The following is an 18,776-nucleotide window of genomic DNA, read 5'->3' as shown; positions in this document are numbered from 1 at the left end:
TGGAGCCGCCGGTGCGTGTCGTCGTCAGGACCGTCAGCGAGCTGTGCATCACCGTCGGCGCCCTGATCGTGTTGTTCGTCGCCTATGTGCTGTTCTGGACCGGTGTGAAGGCCGACACCGTCATGGACGACCAGATCGACCAGTTACAGAACCAGTGGTCGCAGGGGAGCATCCAGCAGCCCGAGGTGACGGCCGGTGCGTCCGCGTCCCCGTCCTCGTCCGAGGCCCAGCCGGCGCCGTACCGGAGCGGGAAGCCCTTCGCGATCATGTACATCCCGCGGCTTGGTTTCACGTGGAACAAGCCCGTGCTCGAAGGCACCGAGGTCGGCACCCTGAAGAAGGGCCTGGGGCACTACGCGAACACCGCGCGGCTCGGGCAGGAGGGCAACTTCTCGGTCGCGGGGCACCGGCGGACGTACGGCGATCCGTTCAAGGACTTCCCGAAGCTGCGGCGCGGGGATGCGGTGGTGCTGACGGACGGTACGTCCTGGTTCACGTATCGGATCGACAAAGGGCCTTACAAAACCGTGCCCACCGACATTGAGGTGATCGATCCTGTGCCACGTAAGTCGGGGTATACGCGGCCCGGCCGCTATCTCACGCTGACCACGTGCGATCCGGAGTGGGGACACAGTCATCGGCTGATCGTCTGGGCACACCTGGACTCCACACAGCCTGTGGAGGACGGCAAGCCTGTGGCCCTGCGCCGTTAGTCTGGTGCGGTACGGCGTGTGTCTGGTGCCGTGGTGCGACGGAAGGGACGGCATGTACGGCTGGATCTGGCGGCATCTGCCGGGGAACGTATGGGTGAAGGCGTTGCTCTCACTGGTGCTGGCGCTTGCTGTGGTCTACGTCCTCTTCCAGTACGTCTTCCCGTGGGCCGAACCGCTGCTGCCCTTCAACGATGTGACGGTGGACAACCAGTGAGCGCACGCATTCTCGTTGTCGACAACTACGACAGCTTCGTCTTCAACCTGGTCCAGTACCTGTACCAGCTGGGTGCCGAGTGCGAGGTGCTGCGCAACGACGAGGTGTCGACGACGCACGCCCGGGACGGCTTCGACGGCGTACTGCTGTCGCCGGGCCCCGGGACACCGGAGGAGGCGGGCGTGTGTGTGGACATGGTCCGCCACTGCGCCTCGACCGGGGTGCCCGTCTTCGGCGTCTGTCTCGGCATGCAGTCGATGCAGGTGGCGTACGGCGGCGTCGTGGACCGCGCCCCGGAGCTGCTGCACGGCAAGACCTCCCTCGTGGAACACGCGGGCAAGGGTGTCTTCGCTGGTCTTCCGACGCCCTTCACGGCAACCCGGTACCACTCCCTGGCCGCCGAGCCGGCGACGGTCCCGGCCGAGCTGGAGGTCACCGCGCGGACGCACGACGGGATCATCATGGGGCTGCGGCACCGTGAACTGGCGGTCGAGGGCGTGCAGTTCCACCCCGAGTCGGTGCTGACGGAACACGGGCACCTGATGCTGGCCAACTGGCTGGTGGAGTGCGGGGACCAGGGCGCGGTGGCGAGGTCGGCGGGGCTCGCCCCGGTGGTGGGCAGGGCCACGGCGTGACGGCCCTGCGCCCCGAGCGCGAGGACTTGTACGGCGACGCGCCGTACGAGTCCTACGGCGGCGATCCCTCCGGCGGGGCACAGGCACCGTATGTACCCCCCGCCGACGACGAGACGGTGGCGTTGCGGATACCCGATCCGCCCCCTCCCCTCAGATCCGCCTCTGCGGCCTCTTCCGCCACATCCGCCACTGGATCCCCGCAAGGCGGCCGCGCGGCCCGCAGAAAGGCCGCCAAGGGCCGTCACGGGCGTCACGGCGGTGGTGCCGCTTCCGAGTCGCAGCCGGAGCAGGAGTCACCGGACGGCAGGCCGCTCTCCCGTGTCGAGGCCCGTCGGCAGGCCAAGGCGCGCAAGCCCGGCGCGGCCGTCTTCGCGAGCCGGGCGATCGGCGAGGTGTTCATCACCACCGGTGTACTGATGCTGCTGTTCGTCAGCTACCAGTTGTGGTGGACCAACGTCCGGGCGCACGCGGCGGCGGACAAGGAGGCGAGCAGCCTCCAGGACGACTGGGCGAGCGGCAAGGGTGCTCCGGGCACCTTCGAGCCGGGGCAGGGCTTCGCCCTTCTGCACATCCCCAAGCTGGATGTGGTCGTGCCGATCGCCGAGGGCGTCAGCAACAAGAAGGTGCTCGACAAGGGCATGGTCGGGCACTACAGCGAGGGCGCGCTGAAGACGGCGATGCCCGACGCCAAGACGGGCAACTTCGCTCTCGCCGGCCACCGCAACACACACGGTGAGCCCTTCCGTTACATCAACAAGCTCAGCCCGGGTGACTCGATCGTCGTCGAGACGCAGGACGAGTACTACGTCTACAAGATGTCGTCGACACTGCCGGTGACCTCTCCGAGCAACACGAGCGTGATCGATCCCGTTCCCAAGGGATCCGGCTTCACCACGGCCGGCCGCTACATCACCCTCACCACCTGTACGCCGGAGTTCACCAGCAAGTACCGGTTGATCGTCTGGGGCAAGATGGTCGAGGAACGGCCGCGCAGCAAGGGCAAGCCGGATGCGCTCGTCCAGTAAGGGCAGATGACTAGTGGCAGCGACCACCGAGCAAGAGCAGCACACCGTGTCACCGGCGCGCCGCCGCGGCACCGGCCGGATCGCCATGGCGGTCAGTGTCTTCGGTGAACTCCTCATCACGGCAGGCCTGGTGCTGGGCCTGTTCGTCGTCTACTCGCTGTGGTGGACGAACGTCGTCGCCGACCGCGCGGCGGACAAACAGGCCGACAAGGTGCGCGACAGCTGGACCGAGCGGAACACCGGCGGCCCCGGCCTGCTGGACACCAAGAACGGCATCGGCTTCCTGCACGTCCCCGCGATGCAGAACGGCGTGGTCCTGGTCGAGAAGGGCACCTCGGCGAAGATCCTCAACGACGGCGTCGCCGGCTACTACACCGACCCCGTCAAGGCCACGCTGCCCACCAGCGGCAAGACGGGCAACTTCTCCCTCGCCGCCCACCGTGACGGCCACGGCGCGAAGTTCCACAACATCGACAAGGTCAAGACGGGCGACGCGATCGTCTTCGAGACCAAGAACGAGTGGTACGTCTACAAGGTCTACGCCGTCCTCGCCGAGACCTCGAAGTACAACGTCAAGGTCCTCGGCCAGATCCCCACGGACTCCGGCAAGAAGAAGGCCGGCCACTACATCACCCTGACGACGTGCACGCCGGTCTACACGTCCCGCTATCGCTATGTCGTCTGGGGCGAGCTGGTGCGCACCGAGAAGGTGGACAGCGAGCGGACGCTGCCGAAGGAACTGACCTAGCATGGCGGAGGCCCGAAGCCGCAACTATCTCTTGCGGCTTCGGGCCTCTTTGCGTCAGGCCGTGTCTACTGCAGGACTTCCAGTGGTTCCCCGGAGCCCCACTCTTCCAGGAGTCCACGGTGCACAACGTGGATCCCGGTCTCGGCGGCGATGCTCAGGGCTTCCGAGGTGAACGGGCAAGTGGCCACGAAGAGCGCCACCTCCGCCCTGTGGAGAACCTTGGCCGCCCCGACGAACTTCTGCATGTCGGAGCTGGTGATGTTGAGGTACGGCGCAAACCGCTTGCACTGGACGACAAGGCGCCGTCCACCGGCCGTGAGCCCGCTGACGTCGATACCCCGGTCTCCGTGGCCGCCCTGCACAGTCACGTTGGTGCATCCGTCGCGGCGCAGCAGCTTGGCGATGTGGTGTTCGAACGTGCGGCCGTTCATGGCGTCCATGGCGGCCATGACTCCGACGGCGGGCCGGTCGTCTCGTACGCCTTCGAGTCGTTGAAGGCGGGTGCGGTGCTGGTGGAGACGTCGCTCGATGCGCTGGACTCCTGCCCGCAGGGCGATCAGTTCCTTGCGGTGCTCGCCCGATGTTTCGATCAGGGCGTTGAACATAGGTACGACGGTCTTGCCGAGGATGTGGGTGATGCGTTGGTCGATGCGGTCGTCGAGGGAGACGGTGTCCGCGTGGACAGGGTTATCCACAGGCTGGGTGCGGGCCAGGTACTCCATGTCCAGGAGGTACACACGCACCTGACGTGCGACTTCGCTGTCGCGGAGGAGCATGGCGACGTTGAGGACGGCTCGGCGGGAGAAGAGAGCGAGGGATGCGGTGCGCGACTGAATCCCACTGAGGTTCTTGAAGGACCTCAGTTGTTCACCGGTCAGCAGACGGTATCCATTGGTCTCCAGTTCTGTCCGGTGGTCCTTGACGAGCGATTTGACAGCTTCGAGACCCACCTCGAAGTAGGCCGCCACCATCGCCGTGGTCACATGCATCCCGTCCGGCAGCAGTGACAGCGCTTTGACCCTGTCGAGTACGTCCGTCCGTTCCAGCACGCCGTCGCGCAGGGTCTTGGATTCCAGCAGTGCCGATTCGTTGATCATGTTCTGCCCTTCCGGTTGAGGCGTGGCCCCATGGCCAGGGCAGAGCTTCGTCACCCCACCCCAACGGGGACAACGAGTCGTCACATAGGAAGACACGATCGGTATGCGAACACGCCAGCGGCCGGCCACCGAGTGCACCCGCGATGCGGACGCGGGTCAACATGACAAAGCCCCGTCGCTCTCTTATGGGCGTCGGGGGCTTATCTCTGTGCGGAGTTCTTCGTGGAGCTAGCCGTTCCCTCCTTCGAAGAAGTCATCTGATTGCTGGGGATTCAGTGAGGAGCAGCCATATGGAATTGTGGAAGCCCATGTCGCAACATCCTCTTGCGGCTTCGTTTTCGTGGCTATCAGCCGCCACCCAGAATCTACAGCGGCTCAATGATCGGCTACCGCCACCCAGTCCGGGCAGGTACTGGTGATAGCAACTAAATCTTCTATCTGTGTCTGTATGTCGATGGAGCGATGTACTAACCTCGATTCGTCAGCGGTCGTGAGGGCATGACCAGGCTGTCGGTTCGCCCTGTTTGTTCCGCGTGATCGCGGGCGGGGCCTTCGCGTGTCGCGGCGGCTGCGCCGGGGTTCCACGGCACCCGGAGGTCGTGCGGGCGTACTCCTTCCCTTGTTCCGCAGGGGCTGTTGGCTGTGGTCAGGTGATGGCTGGCAGGGCGGTCAGCCGCTGCCAGCAGGTGGTGAATGCTTCTGCCCAGGGCCAGGTTTTCTCGATCCGCAGCCAGCGGCGTCGGGCGTGATCGGCGAGGCGGGCGGGCAGGTGGTAGAGGCGGAAGCGCATGGTGTCCGGCTCGGCGTCGGCCAGGCCCTCGATGTCGTGCAGGCCAGCAGCCGCACCCACGCGTCGAGGTCGGCTGCGAGGTTCGCGGCGAGCATCCAGCCGCGATTCACTTCCCACGCGGCGGAGGGCAAGTTGTCCAGTCCCATGGCCTTGTTGGTGCGTACCCGGTCTTCCACGCCGGCGTGGGAGCGGTGCAGCACGTCCAGGAACTGGGCATGGCCCGAGCCGGCGATGCCCCACAGGTGGCGGATGTTGGTGGCGGTGATGCAGTAGCGCCAGCCGGTCTTCTTCTCGAACGCGGTGAGTTTCTTCAGGTGCCGCCGGGTCGGACGCACCCGGCGCACGATCAGCCGCATGCCCTCGGGCCAGCCCTCGCGGGTGTTCAGCCCGGTCAGCTCCGCCACGAAGTAGCCCTCTTGGAGGCTGCCGTCCTGGTGCACGGAGGTCTCCCAGGCGGCCTCGGGCAGACGGTGTGTTGATCCTCGACGACACCGGCTTCGTGAAGAAGGGCACCACCTCCGCCGGAGTGCAACGCCAGTACTCCGGCACCGCCGGACGGACCGAGAACTGCCAGATCGGTGTCTTCGCCGCCTACGCCACCAGCCGCGGCCACGCCCTGGTCGACCGCGAGCTCTACCTGCCCAAGTCCTGGACAGCCGACCGGGAACGCTGCCAAGCGGCCCGCGTCCCCGACGAGCGCACCTTCGCTACCAAGGGCGACCTCGCCCGAGACATCATCCGTCGGGCCCTGGCCTCCCCGCTCCCCATCGCCTGGGTCACCGCGGATTCCGCCTACGGACAGGACTCGCACTTCCGGCGATTCCTCGAGGGCCACGGCCTCTCCTACGTCGTCGCCGTGCCCAAGTCCCAGCCCGTCCACGGCCCGCGTATCGACCACGTCCTCGCCCAGGCCCCGCCCGAGGCATGGCAGCGTCTGTCGGCGGGTCCGGGAGCCAAGGGCGAACGGTTCCACGACTGGGCCGCAGCCCGTCTGCCCGCAGTGTGGGAGTTCGACGGCGACGAGCCGACCCGGCAGCGGTGGATGCTGGCACGCCGCAGCATCAGCAAGCCCGACGAGATCGCCTACTACCTCGCTTACGCCCCGCTGGAGGCCACCGTCGCCGACCTGGTCCGACTTGCCGGCTGCCGCTGGAAGATCGAGGAGTGCTTCCAGAGCGCGAAGAATGAGTGCGGCCTGGACCAGTACGAGGTCCGTCGCTACGTGGGCTGGTACCGGCACATCACACTCGCCATGCTCGCCCACACGTTCCTCGCGGTGATGGCCGTGCAGGAGCGCGAAAAGGGGGTGCCGAGGCCGACACGCCCGACCTCGTGGACCTCACGCCAGCCGAAATCCGTCGTCTGCTGGCAACTGAACCCCGCCGCCCTCCTGCACGCCGCGACCACGCGGTGAACTGGTCGCGATGGCGGCGTCGCCACCAAGCACGTGCCCGACGCTGCCATTACATGCGGCGCGGGCACACGTTGGTGGGACAGCCCGTCCAAGACCGTCCCACACATGCCAAACCCTCGCTACACTCCCCACCGCCAGGCCGCTGACCAGGAGAAAAACAGAAGTCCGGCTGGAGTACTAAGCAGTGCTGCAATGGTCGGGTCGTAAACATGCCTAAAAGGCGAAATTGCTACGTCGAGTAGTGGAAAGGGTCCGTCACTAGTGACGGACCCTCATCGCCCTGAGGCTCGAAAACCCAAGAGCTGCGCTTTTTTCCGATCGCTTACTGGCGGCGGGAAGGGATAGAGATTCTAGGACCTGTCAAAGCGCTCTACGTATGAACAGTCACCGTGATGTTGTTGCCTGTCCATCCGCTCTCCTCATTTGAAACCCAAAGAGTGTAGCTTGTATTCTCCGGCAAGTCACCGCTCTTCCAGGAGGAGCATTGTCCAGCTACAAGTCCCCGTGTGCTGGCAATGCGGTCACTGCTCTCTCTGTATCCGTCCCGGTCGATGTCAAGTACGGCAACCATCCACATCCCATCCGAATAGCTGTCGCATGCTCTGATGGAATCGCCCAGGATGGAACCGTAGGGATCATCGTTCCATTGCCCGTAACCAAGCGTCCTGCCAAAACCGTCATATACGGTATAATTCTCTGGTGCGGCAATCGCCGATCCCGTCACTCCGATCGCTAGCCCGAACGCGCATGAGACTGCTGCTGCGCCACGTATTATATTTCCTTTGAATTTCATGGTGTCCTCTTCTTTTGGGGTATTGGAAAGCTGTAGGTCTCTGCGTCTAATCGTAAAATATTGCTCCTTGTCAAGGGTGTGGAAGCCTTGCATGCTAGGATCATATGATCCGGTTCGCGCAAATTCGGGTTGTTATTGATGACTTCCCTTACGCTGGTCGCGATGAGTCGGACCTTTGCGAGGCTCACCGGTGGTCGCGGTCCAAATGATGAATTTCGGGTTCTGGTTCCAGACGCCGATATAGTCGCGGGCCTGCTCGACTACTGCCGCATCACGCAACGTTTCCCCTGTTGCAACGTACCGCCCGGATCCTGCCCTGGGGTGTGTGCGGCCGTCGGGCGGTGCAAGTGGCAGATCGCGAGTACGCATACGGGAGATCGACCACGACGAGGGCAGACGGCTGCTACGGATCATCTGCTGTGGCAGGGGGTCGTTGGTGCCCTAGTGGCGGGCCCAAATGGTGCTGCCGTTGCACAGGGTGTGGCCGTGGCGAAGATCGCCGAGGTGACATGCACCAGCGATGACTGGGTCCGCGACGTGATCCACAACTCTCGTGCCCGGCCTCGCGGTCGTGTCCACCATGTGCGCGCGCCCCTCGCCACTCGTCTCCTCAACTCCCGGCCGTCCCTGCGGCACCACACGCCGGCAACCACGTTACGCAGACATCCCCACCCGTGAAGCGGCCCGGCATTGCGCCGGACCAGGCGGTCGTCAGGCCCCTCATCAGCGGTCAAGCGGTGCCCCGAAGCCCGGCGGCAACACCCCCCAGGTCATACCTACGACAGGGGGCAAACAGCCATACCGGACCCGGGGGCCAGGCGCCCCATTGCGGGGCCACAGAAAAGGTAACGGGGCCTCTATGTCCTTCGTCAAGGCACCCTTGTCCGTGTTTGGGATGGTTCGGGCTTGCTGGGGTCATGCGGCGAGCTCGACGTCCGCGGGCATGCGGGATTCGTAGAAGGTGCCGTCTCGGAGCATGGCGAACAGGACGCTGATGCGTTGGCGGGCGAGGCGGAGGAGTGAAGTTCCCCCCCCCCCTGATCTTGGACAGCGATTACTTACGCTGCGGGGGTGAAGTCTTGCTGCAGCCTGGCTCGGGTTTCGAGTGGGGTGAGGTACCCGAATTCGGGGTGCTTGCGGAGCCTGGTGCGGTTGTACTCGACCTCGATGAAGCGGAAGACATCGGCGCGGGCAGCCTCGCGGCTCTCCCAGACAGGGGTGCCGATCTCCGCTTTCAGCAATCCGAAGAAGCTCTCGGCCGCGGCGTTATCGTAGCATATGCCGGTTCGTCCCATGCTCTGCCTCAGGTTCAACTTCCTTAGCTCGCAGCGGAATTCGCTACTCGTGTACTCGCTGCCACGGTCGGTGTGCATGATGCAGCCGGGCTCCAGGCCGCCCCGGCCGACGGCCATCCGCAGGGCATCGGTGACCAGTTCGGCCCGATGGTGATCAGCCATCGCGTACCCGATCACCTCGCGTGTCGCCAGGTCGATGACGGTGGCCAGGTACCACCAGCCCTCAAGCGTCGGGAGATACGTGATGTCCCCGACGAGCTTCGTGCCGGTCTCGGCGGCGGTGAAGTCGCGCCCGACCAGGTCCGGGGCCGGGGCGGCCTTGGTGTCCTGCTTCGTCAGGTGCCGGCGTCTGCGGCGGGTCACGCCCCGGATGTCGCGCTCCCGCATAATCCGCTCGGACCTTCTTCCGGTTGACCGCATGGCCGCCGCGCCGCAGCGCGGCGTGCACGCGCGGCGCGCACGCGCGGCGCGCCGTACGCTCCGCGCGACTTCCCGTGGATCTCCCGTATCTCCTCGGTGAGTTCGTCCTCGGCACGCTGCCTCTCGGCCGCTGCCGGCCGGCTGGCGAGCCAGGCGTAATAGGTGGAGCGGGGCAGGCCCAGCACGCGGCACAGCAGCGCGACACTGTAGCCGCCGGGGTGCGCCTCGGCGGCCTTCTCCGCATCGATGAAGCGGCACAGCGTGCCTACTTCATCGATTCCTTCGCGAAGAAGGCCGCTGCTTTTTTCAAGATCTCGATCGTCTGCTGCTGTTCCCGGTTCTCCCTGCGCAGCCGCTGGAGCTCTTGCTTCTCCGCCGTGGTCAGCGCGCCCGCCGGGCCCTCGCCCTGATCGGTCTTCGCCTGCTTGACCCAGCCGCGTAGCCCCTCGGGACTCACGCCGAGCTCGCGGGCGACCTCGGTGACATTCCGCCCGGAAGAGCGGACCAGCTCCACCGCGTCCCGCTTGAACTCGGGCGTGTACCGCTTGCTCATGTTGCTCTTGCCACTCAACCTGGACTGCTTCCTCCGGGACGATCCGTCCCAGTATCAGGCTGTCCAGCTCAGTGGGGGAACTTCAGCAACAATCCGCCCCCCCGGTGAGCGTCACCCCACCGACATGGGGGCCGGACCACCAGGTCGGCGACCAGCCCGTCATCCACTGCGCTCGTCGCACTCATAGCGGCCTTACCGGCCTCAATGTCACTCGTCACGTCAATCATCAACTGTCGCTTCCAGCTGGGGAGTTATATCGCTCACCGTACAGACCCCAACAATGTGAACGATTCCCAAGCTTCGGCATGCAATCGACGCAGTGCCCTACAGGGGGCGAAGAGCCGAAGCATAGACCGGGCCACCGAAACCGGGCAGGAACTCGCAGTTTGGTCACCGAGATGGTCCGGAGCTGCGAGCTCAAGTGCCTGAATTTAGTCCTCCGTCCGGTACGCGGTTCCGGCGACGCCTCCGAAGAAGCCGCCGCCGTTGTTGCCGTCGTTGTCGTTGCCGTTGCCGGTGCTCACCGTGGCCAGGGTGATCTGGGTGCTGCCGGCATCGTCGACCTCGTTGCCCGCGTTCGGGTTCTGCTGGGCCACGACCGCTGTGTCGCTCTGGTCGCTGCCGTTCGCGAACTGGATGTTCGTGAAGCCGGCGTTGTTGAGGATCTGCCGGGCCTGGGCGACCGTCTGGCCGACGACGTTCGGGACCTCGGTCTTGTCCTTCGCCTTGCCGATCTGGATGTTCACCGACGAGTTCTTGTCGGCCTGGGTGCCGGCCTGCGGCGAGGTTGAGATGACCTTGCCGATCTGGTTGGTGTCGTCGGTCTCCACCTCGGTGCAGTTGCCGACGAGGTTGTTCGCCGTCATCTGTGCCTTGGCGTCGTCACAGGACCGGCCGGTGACGTCCGGGACCGTGGACTTCTCCTCGGCCTTGGCGATGGTGAGGGTGACGGTGGAACCCTTCTCCACCTCTTCGCCGAGCTCCGGGTCCTGCTTCAGGACGGTGCCCGCCGCCTCGGTGGACACCTCCTGCTTGGTCTTGACGACGAACTGGTACTTGTCGCCCTCCAGCGTCTCCGTGGCGTCGTCGACGTTCTGGCCGAGGACACTGGGGACAGCGACCTTCGGAGCTCCGGTGGACACGACCAGGTTGACGGTGGAGTTTTTGGCCACTGAGGCTTGGGGGTCGGGGTCCTGGTCGCAGATATTGCCCTTGGCCGTGTTCTCGCAGGCCTTCTGGGTGACCTGGCCGATCTTCAGATCGACGTTGGTCAGTTGTTGCTCGGCTGCCGACCGCGACTGGTTGATGAGGTTCGGCACGGTCACCTGGTCGTTGCCCGTGCCTCCTCCGCTGAAGATCCACTTACCGATGAGGATCGCGCCGACGAGCACCAGAATGCCCGCCACCACCAGCAGGATCGTCGAGGTGTTCGACTTCTTCTGGCGGCGCCGGTCGGGGCGGTCGTCGTAGCCGTAGCCGCTGTCGTCCGGGTTCATCGGCGGCAGCATGGTGGTGGCGCCCGCGTCGGCGCGCAGGGCCGTGGTCGGCTGGTCGTCCGGGTAGCCGCCGTAGCCCACCGAGCCCATCGCCGCGGTGGCCGCGACCGGCTGGCCGTCGAGACAGGCCTCGATGTCGACGCGCATCTCGTCGGCCGACTGGTAGCGGTAGTTCGGGTCCTTGACCAGGGCCCTGAGGACGATGGCGTCCATCTCGGGCGTGATCTCGGGGTCGAAGACCGACGGAGGCTGCGCCTCCTCGCGTACGTGCTGGTACGCGACGGCCACCGGGGAGTCGCCCACGAAGGGCGGACGTACCGTCAGCAGCTCGTAGAGGAGACAGCCCGTCGAGTAGAGGTCGGACCTCGCGTCGACCTGCTCGCCCTTGGCCTGCTCGGGCGAGAGGTACTGGGCGGTACCGATGACCGCGGAGGTCTGCGTCATCGTCATGCCGGAGTCGCCCATGGCGCGGGCGATGCCGAAGTCCATGACCTTGACCTGGCCGTTGCGCGTGAGCATGACGTTGGCCGGCTTGATGTCGCGGTGGACGATGCCGGCCCGGTGCGAGTACTCCAGGGCCTGGAGGATGCCGATGGTCATCTCCAGGGAGCGCTCCGGCAGCAGCTTGCGGCCGGAGTGCAGGAGTTCGCGGAGCGTGGAGCCGTCGACGTACTCCATGACGATGTACGGGATCGAGACCCCGTCGATGTAGTCCTCGCCCGTGTCGTAGACAGCCACGATCGCGGGATGGTTGAGCGAGGCGGCCGACTGGGCCTCCCGGCGGAACCGGGCCTGGAAGGACGGGTCGCGCGCGAGGTCCGCGCGCAGCGTCTTCACCGCCACTGTGCGGCCGAGGCGCGTGTCCATGGCGAGGTAGACCTCCGCCATGCCACCACGGCCGAGCACCTGGCCCAGCTCGTACCGGCCGCCGAGGCGACGCGGCTCTTCCATAGCTTCCTACCAGCCCTCTCCGTCGGTCCCGACCGGCACGTGTGTGCCGTCGGAGGCTGCACTCCGGGCCTACCGTACCCGGCTAGCTTTGTGTGACCTGGCCAAGTGCGTCACCCGATACAGGACCGGTATCGCAACGTGCACCGATGTGAAGGGGACGTGAGCGGGGTCACTTCTTGGAGTCGATGACCGCCTCCATCACGCTCTTCGCGATCGGCGCCGCGAGACCGCCACCGGAGATGTTCTCGCGGACCGCGTCGTCGTCCTGGATGACCACCGCCACCGCCACCGGCGCGCTGTCGCCGACCTTGGCGTACGAGATGAACCAGGCGTACGGGTTCTTGCTGTTGTTCTCGCCCTGCTGGGCGGTACCGGTCTTGCCGCCCACGGTGGCGCCGCTGATCTGCGCGTTCTTGCCGGTGCCGTCCTTGACGACCGTCTCCATCATCGACTGGAGGATCTGCGCGTTCTCCGCCGACAGCGGCTCGCTCATCTTCTCCGGCTCGGTCTTCTCCAGGGTGTCGAGGTTCGGGGCCTGGAGGGAGTCGACCATGTACGGCTTCATCAGGGTGCCGTTGTTGGCGACCGCCGAGGCGACCATGGCCATCTGGAGCGGGGTCGCGGCGGTGTTGTACTGGCCGATGGAGGACAGTGCGGTCTGCGACTGGTTCATGTCGTCGGAGAAGACCGGCGCGCTGGAGCGGACCGGCGTGAACTGCTCGTCGGTGAAACCGAACTTCTTGGCCTCGGCGAGCATCTTCTCGTTGCCGAGGTCGGAGCCGATCTTGCCGTAGACGGTGTTGCAGGAGTACTGGAGCGCGACCCGCAGAGTGGCGTTCTTGCAGGGGATGTTGCCCTCGTTCTTCAGCTGGGTCGTGGTGCCGGGCATGGTCCACGGCAGCGGTGTGTCCGTCTTCTCGTCGGCCGAGGTGTACAGGCCGTTCTCCAGCGCGGCGGCCGCGGTGACGACCTTGAAGGTGGAGCCGGGCGGGTAGACCTCGCGCAGCGCCCGGTTGAGCATCGGGTCGTCGGGGTTGTTCTTCTTGTCGAGCTTCTTCCAGGCCTCCGCGTCGGAGTCGCTGCCGCCGGCGATCGTCGAGGGGTCGTACGACGGGTAGGAGGACAGCGCCAGGATCTTCCCGGTGGACGGCTCGATGGCGGCGACCGCGCCCTTGCCGCCCTGCTTCTTCAGACCGTCGTAGGCGGCCTTCTGCGCGGCGGCGTTGAGGGTGGTGACGACATTGCCGCCCTCCTTCGCCTTGCCGGTGAGCATGTCGAGGGTGTTGCGGAAGAAGAGCCGGTCGTCGTTGCCGGTGAGGATGCCGTCCTCGATGGACTCCAGCTGGTTGGCGCCGTAGGACTGCGAGACGAAGCCGGTGACCGGCGCCCACATCGCGCCGTCCTTGTAGGTGCGCTTGTACTTGAAGTCGCCCGACGTGGTCTCCGCGTGCCCGGTGATGGCCTTGCCGTCGACGATGATGTCGCCGCGGGGCGTGGCGTACCGGGCGATGAGGACGCGACGGTTGTCGGGGTCCTCCTTGAGACTGTCGGCCTTGACGTACTGGAGCCAGTTGTCGCGGATGAGCAGGGCGAGGACCAGGAGGCCGCAGAAGATCGCGATCCGGCGCAGGGGCTTGTTCATGACGGGCGGACCACCTGGGTCATCTCGGCGTCGGGGCTGGGGGCGGGGGCGGGCGCCGGACGGCGCGCGGTGTCGCTGATTCTGATCAGGACGCCGATCAGGGCCCAGTTGGCGATGACGGAGGAACCGCCGTAGGCCAGGAAGGGCATCGTCATACCGGTCAGCGGGATCAGGCCCATCACACCGCCGGCCACCACGAAGACCTGGAGCGCGAAGGCGCCGGACAGGCCGATCGCGAGCAGCTTGCCGAACGGGTCGCGGGCGGCGAGGGCGGTGCGCACGCCGCGTTCCACGATCAGGCCGTAGAGCAGCAGGATCGCCATGAGGCCGGCCAGGCCCAGTTCCTCGCCGAAGGTGGCGAGGATGAAGTCGGAGTTGGCGGCGAAGCGGATCAGCTCGGAGTGGCCCTGTCCCCAGCCGGTGCCGAGGGTGCCGCCGGAGCCGAAGGCCCACAGGGCCTGCATGGCCTGTTCGGAGTGGACGATGCCGTCGCTGCTGCCGTTGCGGCTCAGCGTGTACTCGCGCATCGGGTCGAGCCAGGCCTGGACACGGGTCTGGACGTGCGGTTCGAAGCTGGCCACACCGACGGCGCCGGCCGCGGACATCAGCAGACCGAAGACGATCCAGCTGGTCCGCTCGGTGGCGACGTACAGCATGATGATGAACATTCCGAAGAACAGCAGCGACGTACCGAGGTCGGTCTCGAACACCAGGATGAGGATCGAGATCATCCAGACCACGATGATCGGTCCGAGGTCGCGGCCGCGCGGCAGGTACAGGCCCATGAAGCGGCGGCTGGCGAGGGCGAGCGCGTCGCGCTTGACCATCAGGTATCCGGCGAAGAAGACGGCGAGCACGATCTTGGCGAACTCACCGGGCTGGATGGTGAAGCTGCCGACCTGGATCCAGATCTTGGCACCGTAGGTGATGTTGGCGCCGAGGCCCGGGACCAGCGGGAGGAGCAGCAGGACCAGCGCGCCGACCATGGAGATGTAGGTGTAGCGCTGGAGGACGCGGTGGTCCTTGAGGAAGATCAGGACGACGGCGAAGAGGGCGATGCCCATCGCCGTGTAGATCAGCTGGTTGGTGGCCTTGCCGCCGGCGACATGGATCTGCTGGAGCAGCTTGGACTGGTCGAGGCGCCAGATCGCGACGAGCCCGAGGCCGTTGAGCAGGGTCGCGAGCGGCAGCATCAGCGGATCCGCGTACGGCGCGAACTTGCGTACGACGAGATGGGCGACGCCGGCCAGCAGGCCGAGGCCCAGGCCGTAGCTCAGCAGCCCGGACGGGACCTGGTCGTCGATGGCCAGCCCCACGTTGGCGTAGGCGAAGACCGGGATGAGGACCGCGAACACCAGCAGTGCCAGCTCGGTGTTGCGGCGGCTCGGTGCGCCGATCGCGCCGATCGTGGACGTGTGGTGCGTCGAGGTGTTCGTAGTACTGCTGCTCATCGTGTGACAGGGCCTCTCACGGCTTGCCTACTGCGTACCGCAGTTCCCGACGACCTGCTTCTCCTCGTCCGAGAGGGTGGGGCCGGGGGTGGGCGTGGGCGCGGTCGGGGATGCGGAAGCGTTCGGGGACGGCGCGGTCGTGCCGGTCGGTGTCGGTGTGGCTTTGGACGTGAGGGAGGACTGAGTGGTTCCCGTGGTGCCGCCGGCCTCGCCCTCGCCCGTCTTGGAGTTCTTCTCGCTCTCCGTGGCCTGCGCCTGGGATTCCTTCTTGCACGCGGAGGCCTGGACGCCCAGTTCGTCGATCTTCTTCTGGGCCGTCTTCAGGTCGCCCTCGGCGATGGTGCCCTCGACCGACTTCTGCTGGTACTGCGGCAGGTACTTGAGTTCGATCTCGGGGTGGTCCTTCTCCACCTTCGAGAGCGAGACCCACGCCAGATCCTGGCTGATGCCCCGGTACAGCGCCACGTGCTCGCCGTTGGTGCCGACGTAGTACTGCGTCTGCGTCCAGCGCCAGCCGCCGTACAGGCCACCGCCGATGACGGCCAGCGCGAGGACCGTGTAGAAGGATCTCTTCAGCCACCTGCGGCCCTTGCGGGGCTTGACGAAGTCGTCGTCCGTGTAGTCGCCGAAGCTGCCCGCGGGGATGTACCCGGTGGTGTCGCCGGAGCCGGGCGGGCCGAACTCGCCGCCGCCCTGCCCGGGCACCTGCCGGCCGAGCCCGGAGGCACGGCCCGCGGGGGTCTGCATGATGCCGTTGTCGTGCAGCTGGTGCTGGTTCTCGGCGACCGCGCCGACCACGACCGGGGTGTCGGAGAGCTGCCCGGCCAGGGTGTCCCCGGTGTCCAGGTCGAGGACGTCGGCCACGATGACCGTGATGTTGTCGGGGCCGCCGCCGCGCAGCGCGAGCTGGATCAGCTCCTGCACGGTCTCCTGGGGGCCCTGGTAGCTGGCGAGGGTGTCTTCCAGGGTCTGGTGGGAGACCACGCCGGACAGGCCGTCGGAGCAGATCAGGTAGCGGTCGCCGGCGCGGACCTCGCGGATGGAGAGGTCGGGTTCGACATGCTCGCCGCTGCCCAACGCCCGCATCAGCAGGGAGCGCTGGGGGTGGGTGGTGGCCTCTTCCTCGGTGATGCGGCCCTCGTCGACCAGGCGCTGCACCCAGGTGTGGTCTTGGGTGATCTGGGTCAGTACGCCGTCCCGGAGCAGGTAGGCGCGTGAGTCGCCGACGTGCACCAGACCGAGGCGCTGACCCGTCCACAGCAGGGCGGTCAGGGTGGTCCCCATGCCTTCGAGCTGGGGGTCCTCCTCGACCAGGGCGCGCAGCTGGTCGTTGGCGCGCTGGACGGCGGTGCCGAGGGAGGTGAGGACGTCGGAGCCGGGGACGTCGTCGTCGAGGGCGACGATGGTGGAGATGGCCTCGGAGGAGGCGACCTCACCGGCGGCCGCGCCGCCCATGCCGTCGGCGATGGCGAGCAGGCGTGGTCCGGCGTACCCGGAGTCCTCGTTGCCCTCCCGGATCATGCCTTTGTGCGATCCGGCGGCGAAGCGCAGTGACAGACTCATGCGCACCTCGCCCGTCGGCTCCGGGTACATCCGCACGGTGCCCACCCTCCGGTCGGGAGCGCGCCGGGGCCCGCGGTGGGGGCCCACGCTGCGTGCTCGCTCCGCTCGCGCCTATTCATGATGTAGCACTACTTCCGCAGCTCGATGACGGTCTTGCCGATACGGATCGGCGCGCCCAGCGGAATCGGTGTGGGAGTCGTCAGCCGCGTTCGGTCGAGGTACGTGCCGTTGGTCGAGCCCAGGTCCTCGACGATCCACTGGCCGTCGCGGTCCGGGTAGATCCTGGCATGGCGGCTGGAGGCGTAGTCGTCGTCCAGCACGATGGTGCTGTCGTGCGCCCGGCCCAGACTGATGGTCTGGCCCTGCAGCGCGACGGTGGTGCCGGTGAGGGTGCCCTCGGACACGACCAGCTTGGTCGGCGCGTTACGGCGCTGTCGGCCACCGGCGGCCGGCTGCTGGCGCTGCTGCGGGGGCGCCTGGCGCTGGGCCTGCTGGGCCCGGCCTGCCTCCCGGCGCGAGCCGCGCTGGGTGACGCGCGTACCGAACAGGTCGCTGCGGATGACCTGTACGGCCACGATCACGAACAGCCACAGTACGGCCAGGAAACCCAGCCGCATGACCGTCAGGGTCAGCTCTGACATTGCCCCCGCTTCACCCTTCGGCTTGCCGGTAAATGATGGTGGTACTGCCCACGACGATCCGCGAGCCGTCGCGGAGCGTAGCGCGGGTGGTGTGCTGCCCGTCCACCACGATGCCGTTGGTGGACCCGAGATCCTGGATCGTCGAGGGCGTTCCGGTCCGGATCTCACAGTGCCGGCGCGAGACGCCGGGGTCGTCGATCCGCACGTCAGCTTCGGTGCTGCGGCCCAGCACCAGCGTTGCGCGGGAGATCTGATGGCGGGTGCCGTTGATCTCGATCCAGTGGCGGGTGCGGGAGCCAGGCGCGGGCGCGCCGACCGGGCCGCCGGCGCCGGGGCGCTGGGCCTGGGCGGGCTGCGGGTAGCCGTAGCCGCCGCCGGGGCCGCCACGGCCGCCGGGCGGCGGCGGGGCGGACGGCATGGGCGGGGCGCTAGCCGGAGCGGCCGACGGCGGGTAGCCGTAACCGCCGGGACCCGCGCCCGGTGCCGGTGCGCCGGGGCGGCCGGCCGGGGCCGCGGTTCCGGGGGCCTGCTGGTCGGTGGAGCCTGCGAGCGTACGGCTGCGTACCCGGTACAGACCGGTGTCGAGGTCGTCCGCCTTCTCCAGGTTGACCTTGATCGGGCCCATGAAGGTGTAGCGCTGCTGCTTGGCGTAGTCGCGCACCATGCCGGCGAGCTCGTCGCCGAGCTGGCCCGAGTAGGGGCTGAGCCGCTCGAAGTCCGGAGTGCTCAGCTCCACGATGAAGTCATTGGGTACGACCGTGCGGTCGCGGTTCCAGATGGTCGCGTTGTTGTCGCACTCGCGCTGGAGCGCTCCGGCGATCTCCACGGGCTGGACCTCGGACTTGAACACCTTGGCGAAGGTGCCGTTGACCAGACCTTCGAGACGCTGCTCGAACTTCTTCAGGACTCCCATGAGGCACCTCCTCCGTCCTTGCCGTCCTGGGTACTGCGCTGGCTGCTGCTTACCTGGTACTGCTTACTGATCGTATCCACGCCCGGGTGAATCGGCTGGTTCCCCCTGTCGGCACGGTCGACGGGTGTCGACGCCTCCGAAGTTCCCTGTGGAGCTCCCCTTCGAACTCCGCTGTCGAACTCCTCTGTCAAGGATCGTAGAGGCGGCCGCAGACAAGTGTCCCGCACCTGACTGTGCACCCTGACCGGCTCCTGGGGAGACAGGTGCTACCGGTACGAGGTTGATACGTGAACCAGCACAGGTTGATACGCAGCCGACGGGACCCGGGTTCGGTGGACCGTGTCCGAACCCGCTGGTGGGCGGCTGCCCCGGGATATGGGATGTGAACCCACCCCCTGCTGCGTGCTAATGTTCTGCGTGTC

At 66.7% G+C, this 18,776-nt stretch carries 17 protein-coding genes and 1 pseudogene; 7 read left to right on the top strand and 11 right to left on the bottom strand.

The features are described from left to right. The first annotated feature begins 11 nt into the window (after positions 1–11). The 5 genes from ACI2L1_RS05495 to ACI2L1_RS05475 are packed head-to-tail and all read left to right on the top strand — an operon-like array spanning position 12 to position 3,335. Positions 12–713: a class E sortase gene (locus ACI2L1_RS05495; RefSeq protein ID WP_404737990.1), complete on the top strand. Its 702-nt coding sequence runs from the start codon at positions 12–14 to the stop codon at positions 711–713. 4 nt (positions 714–717) lie between these two features. Then, positions 718–927 carry a hypothetical protein gene (locus tag ACI2L1_RS05490; protein ID WP_404737989.1) on the top strand — a complete coding sequence of 70 codons (210 nt, stop codon included), beginning with the start codon at positions 718–720 and terminating at the stop codon, positions 925–927. Continuing rightward, on the top strand, positions 924–1,562 hold the full coding sequence (locus ACI2L1_RS05485; protein ID WP_404737988.1) for an aminodeoxychorismate/anthranilate synthase component II: 639 nt from the start codon (positions 924–926) through the stop codon (positions 1,560–1,562). The genes ACI2L1_RS05490 and ACI2L1_RS05485 overlap by 4 nt, the downstream gene beginning before the upstream one ends. Continuing rightward, on the top strand, positions 1,559–2,587 hold the full coding sequence (locus ACI2L1_RS05480; RefSeq protein ID WP_404737987.1) for a class E sortase: 1,029 nt from the start codon (positions 1,559–1,561) through the stop codon (positions 2,585–2,587). Before ACI2L1_RS05485 ends, ACI2L1_RS05480 begins: the two co-directional genes overlap by 4 nt. Positions 2,588–2,600: 13 nt before the next feature. After that, positions 2,601–3,335 carry a class E sortase gene (locus tag ACI2L1_RS05475; protein WP_404737986.1) on the top strand — a complete coding sequence of 245 codons (735 nt, stop codon included), beginning with the start codon at positions 2,601–2,603 and terminating at the stop codon, positions 3,333–3,335. A 65-nt stretch (positions 3,336–3,400) separates the two neighbouring features. Here the strand turns inward: ACI2L1_RS05475 and ACI2L1_RS05470 are convergent, their stop codons facing one another. Continuing rightward, the gene (locus tag ACI2L1_RS05470) at positions 3,401–4,561 is read right to left on the bottom strand and encodes a restriction endonuclease (protein ID WP_404737985.1); all 1,161 of its coding nucleotides are present in this window, start codon (positions 4,559–4,561) and stop codon (positions 3,401–3,403) included. Positions 4,562–5,101: 540 nt separating this feature from the next. Next, positions 5,102–5,662, bottom strand: a complete 561-nt coding sequence (locus tag ACI2L1_RS05465; RefSeq protein WP_404737984.1) for a hypothetical protein — start codon at positions 5,660–5,662, stop codon at positions 5,102–5,104. A gap of 35 nt (positions 5,663–5,697) precedes the next feature. Here ACI2L1_RS05465 and ACI2L1_RS05460 point away from each other — a divergent pair, with 35 nt between their 5' ends. Next, a complete protein-coding gene (locus ACI2L1_RS05460) occupies positions 5,698–6,636 on the top strand; it encodes an IS701 family transposase (protein ID WP_404737983.1) in 939 nt (312 codons plus the stop codon). Between the two features lie 370 nt (positions 6,637–7,006). Here ACI2L1_RS05460 and ACI2L1_RS05455 read toward each other — a convergent pair whose 3' ends face one another. Then, a complete protein-coding gene (locus tag ACI2L1_RS05455) occupies positions 7,007–7,522 on the bottom strand; it encodes a hypothetical protein (protein WP_404737982.1) in 516 nt (171 codons plus the stop codon). 232 nt (positions 7,523–7,754) lie between these two features. On the opposite strand from ACI2L1_RS05455, the pseudogene ACI2L1_RS05450 reads away from it, so the two are divergent. Further along, positions 7,755–7,987 (top strand): annotated as a pseudogene (locus ACI2L1_RS05450) (hypothetical protein); the annotation flags it as partial. Positions 7,988–8,487: 500 nt separating this feature from the next. Here the strand turns inward: ACI2L1_RS05450 and ACI2L1_RS05445 are convergent. From ACI2L1_RS05445 to ACI2L1_RS05410, 8 genes are all read right to left on the bottom strand, one after another. Further along, positions 8,488–9,336 carry an IS3 family transposase gene (locus tag ACI2L1_RS05445; protein WP_404737981.1) on the bottom strand — a complete coding sequence of 283 codons (849 nt, stop codon included), beginning with the start codon at positions 9,334–9,336 and terminating at the stop codon, positions 8,488–8,490. Between the two features lie 73 nt (positions 9,337–9,409). Further along, on the bottom strand, positions 9,410–9,697 hold the full coding sequence (locus ACI2L1_RS05440) for a transposase (protein ID WP_404737980.1): 288 nt from the start codon (positions 9,695–9,697) through the stop codon (positions 9,410–9,412). A 431-nt stretch (positions 9,698–10,128) separates the two neighbouring features. Then, positions 10,129–12,144 carry a Stk1 family PASTA domain-containing Ser/Thr kinase gene (gene pknB / locus ACI2L1_RS05435; protein WP_404737979.1) on the bottom strand — a complete coding sequence of 672 codons (2,016 nt, stop codon included), beginning with the start codon at positions 12,142–12,144 and terminating at the stop codon, positions 10,129–10,131. Between the two features lie 169 nt (positions 12,145–12,313). Next, the gene (locus tag ACI2L1_RS05430) at positions 12,314–13,786 is read right to left on the bottom strand and encodes a peptidoglycan D,D-transpeptidase FtsI family protein (protein WP_404737978.1); all 1,473 of its coding nucleotides are present in this window, start codon (positions 13,784–13,786) and stop codon (positions 12,314–12,316) included. Beyond that, complete coding sequence (locus ACI2L1_RS05425; protein ID WP_404737977.1) at positions 13,783–15,237, bottom strand: FtsW/RodA/SpoVE family cell cycle protein; 1,455 nt, start codon at positions 15,235–15,237, stop codon at positions 13,783–13,785. The genes ACI2L1_RS05430 and ACI2L1_RS05425 overlap by 4 nt, the downstream gene beginning before the upstream one ends. Positions 15,238–15,264: 27 nt before the next feature. Next, entirely contained in the window at positions 15,265–16,830 is a 1,566-nt protein-coding gene (locus tag ACI2L1_RS05420; RefSeq protein ID WP_404738125.1) for a Stp1/IreP family PP2C-type Ser/Thr phosphatase, read from the bottom strand. Positions 16,831–16,928: 98 nt separating this feature from the next. Continuing rightward, entirely contained in the window at positions 16,929–17,441 is a 513-nt protein-coding gene (locus tag ACI2L1_RS05415; RefSeq protein WP_356021544.1) for an FHA domain-containing protein, read from the bottom strand. Positions 17,442–17,451: 10 nt separating this feature from the next. After that, positions 17,452–18,354: an FhaA domain-containing protein gene (locus tag ACI2L1_RS05410; protein WP_404737976.1), complete on the bottom strand. Its 903-nt coding sequence runs from the start codon at positions 18,352–18,354 to the stop codon at positions 17,452–17,454. Between the last annotated feature and the right edge of the window lie 422 nt (positions 18,355–18,776).

The sequence above is a fragment of the Streptomyces sp. NPDC019531 genome (assembly GCF_044903305.1).
GTDB lineage: Bacteria > Actinomycetota > Actinomycetes > Streptomycetales > Streptomycetaceae > Streptomyces.
This window is presented reverse-complemented; position numbering and strand designations above follow the sequence as displayed.

Bases quoted from the DNA above. Each gene is read 5' to 3' on its own strand.
- ACI2L1_RS05440 (WP_404737980.1), bottom strand. From the start codon at position 9,697: ATGAGCAAGCGGTACACGCCCGAGTTCAAGCGGGACGCGGTGGAGCTG.
- ACI2L1_RS05420 (WP_404738125.1), bottom strand. From the start codon at position 16,830: ATGTACCCGGAGCCGACGGGCGAGGTGCGCATGAGTCTGTCACTGCGC.
- pknB (WP_404737979.1), bottom strand. From the start codon at position 12,144: ATGGAAGAGCCGCGTCGCCTCGGCGGCCGGTACGAGCTGGGCCAGGTG.
- ACI2L1_RS05455 (WP_404737982.1), bottom strand. From the start codon at position 7,522: ATGCAAGGCTTCCACACCCTTGACAAGGAGCAATATTTTACGATTAGA.
- ACI2L1_RS05410 (WP_404737976.1), bottom strand. From the start codon at position 18,354: ATGGGAGTCCTGAAGAAGTTCGAGCAGCGTCTCGAAGGTCTGGTCAAC.
- ACI2L1_RS05425 (WP_404737977.1), bottom strand. From the start codon at position 15,237: ATGAGCAGCAGTACTACGAACACCTCGACGCACCACACGTCCACGATC.
- ACI2L1_RS05430 (WP_404737978.1), bottom strand. From the start codon at position 13,786: ATGAACAAGCCCCTGCGCCGGATCGCGATCTTCTGCGGCCTCCTGGTC.
- ACI2L1_RS05415 (WP_356021544.1), bottom strand. From the start codon at position 17,441: ATGTCAGAGCTGACCCTGACGGTCATGCGGCTGGGTTTCCTGGCCGTA.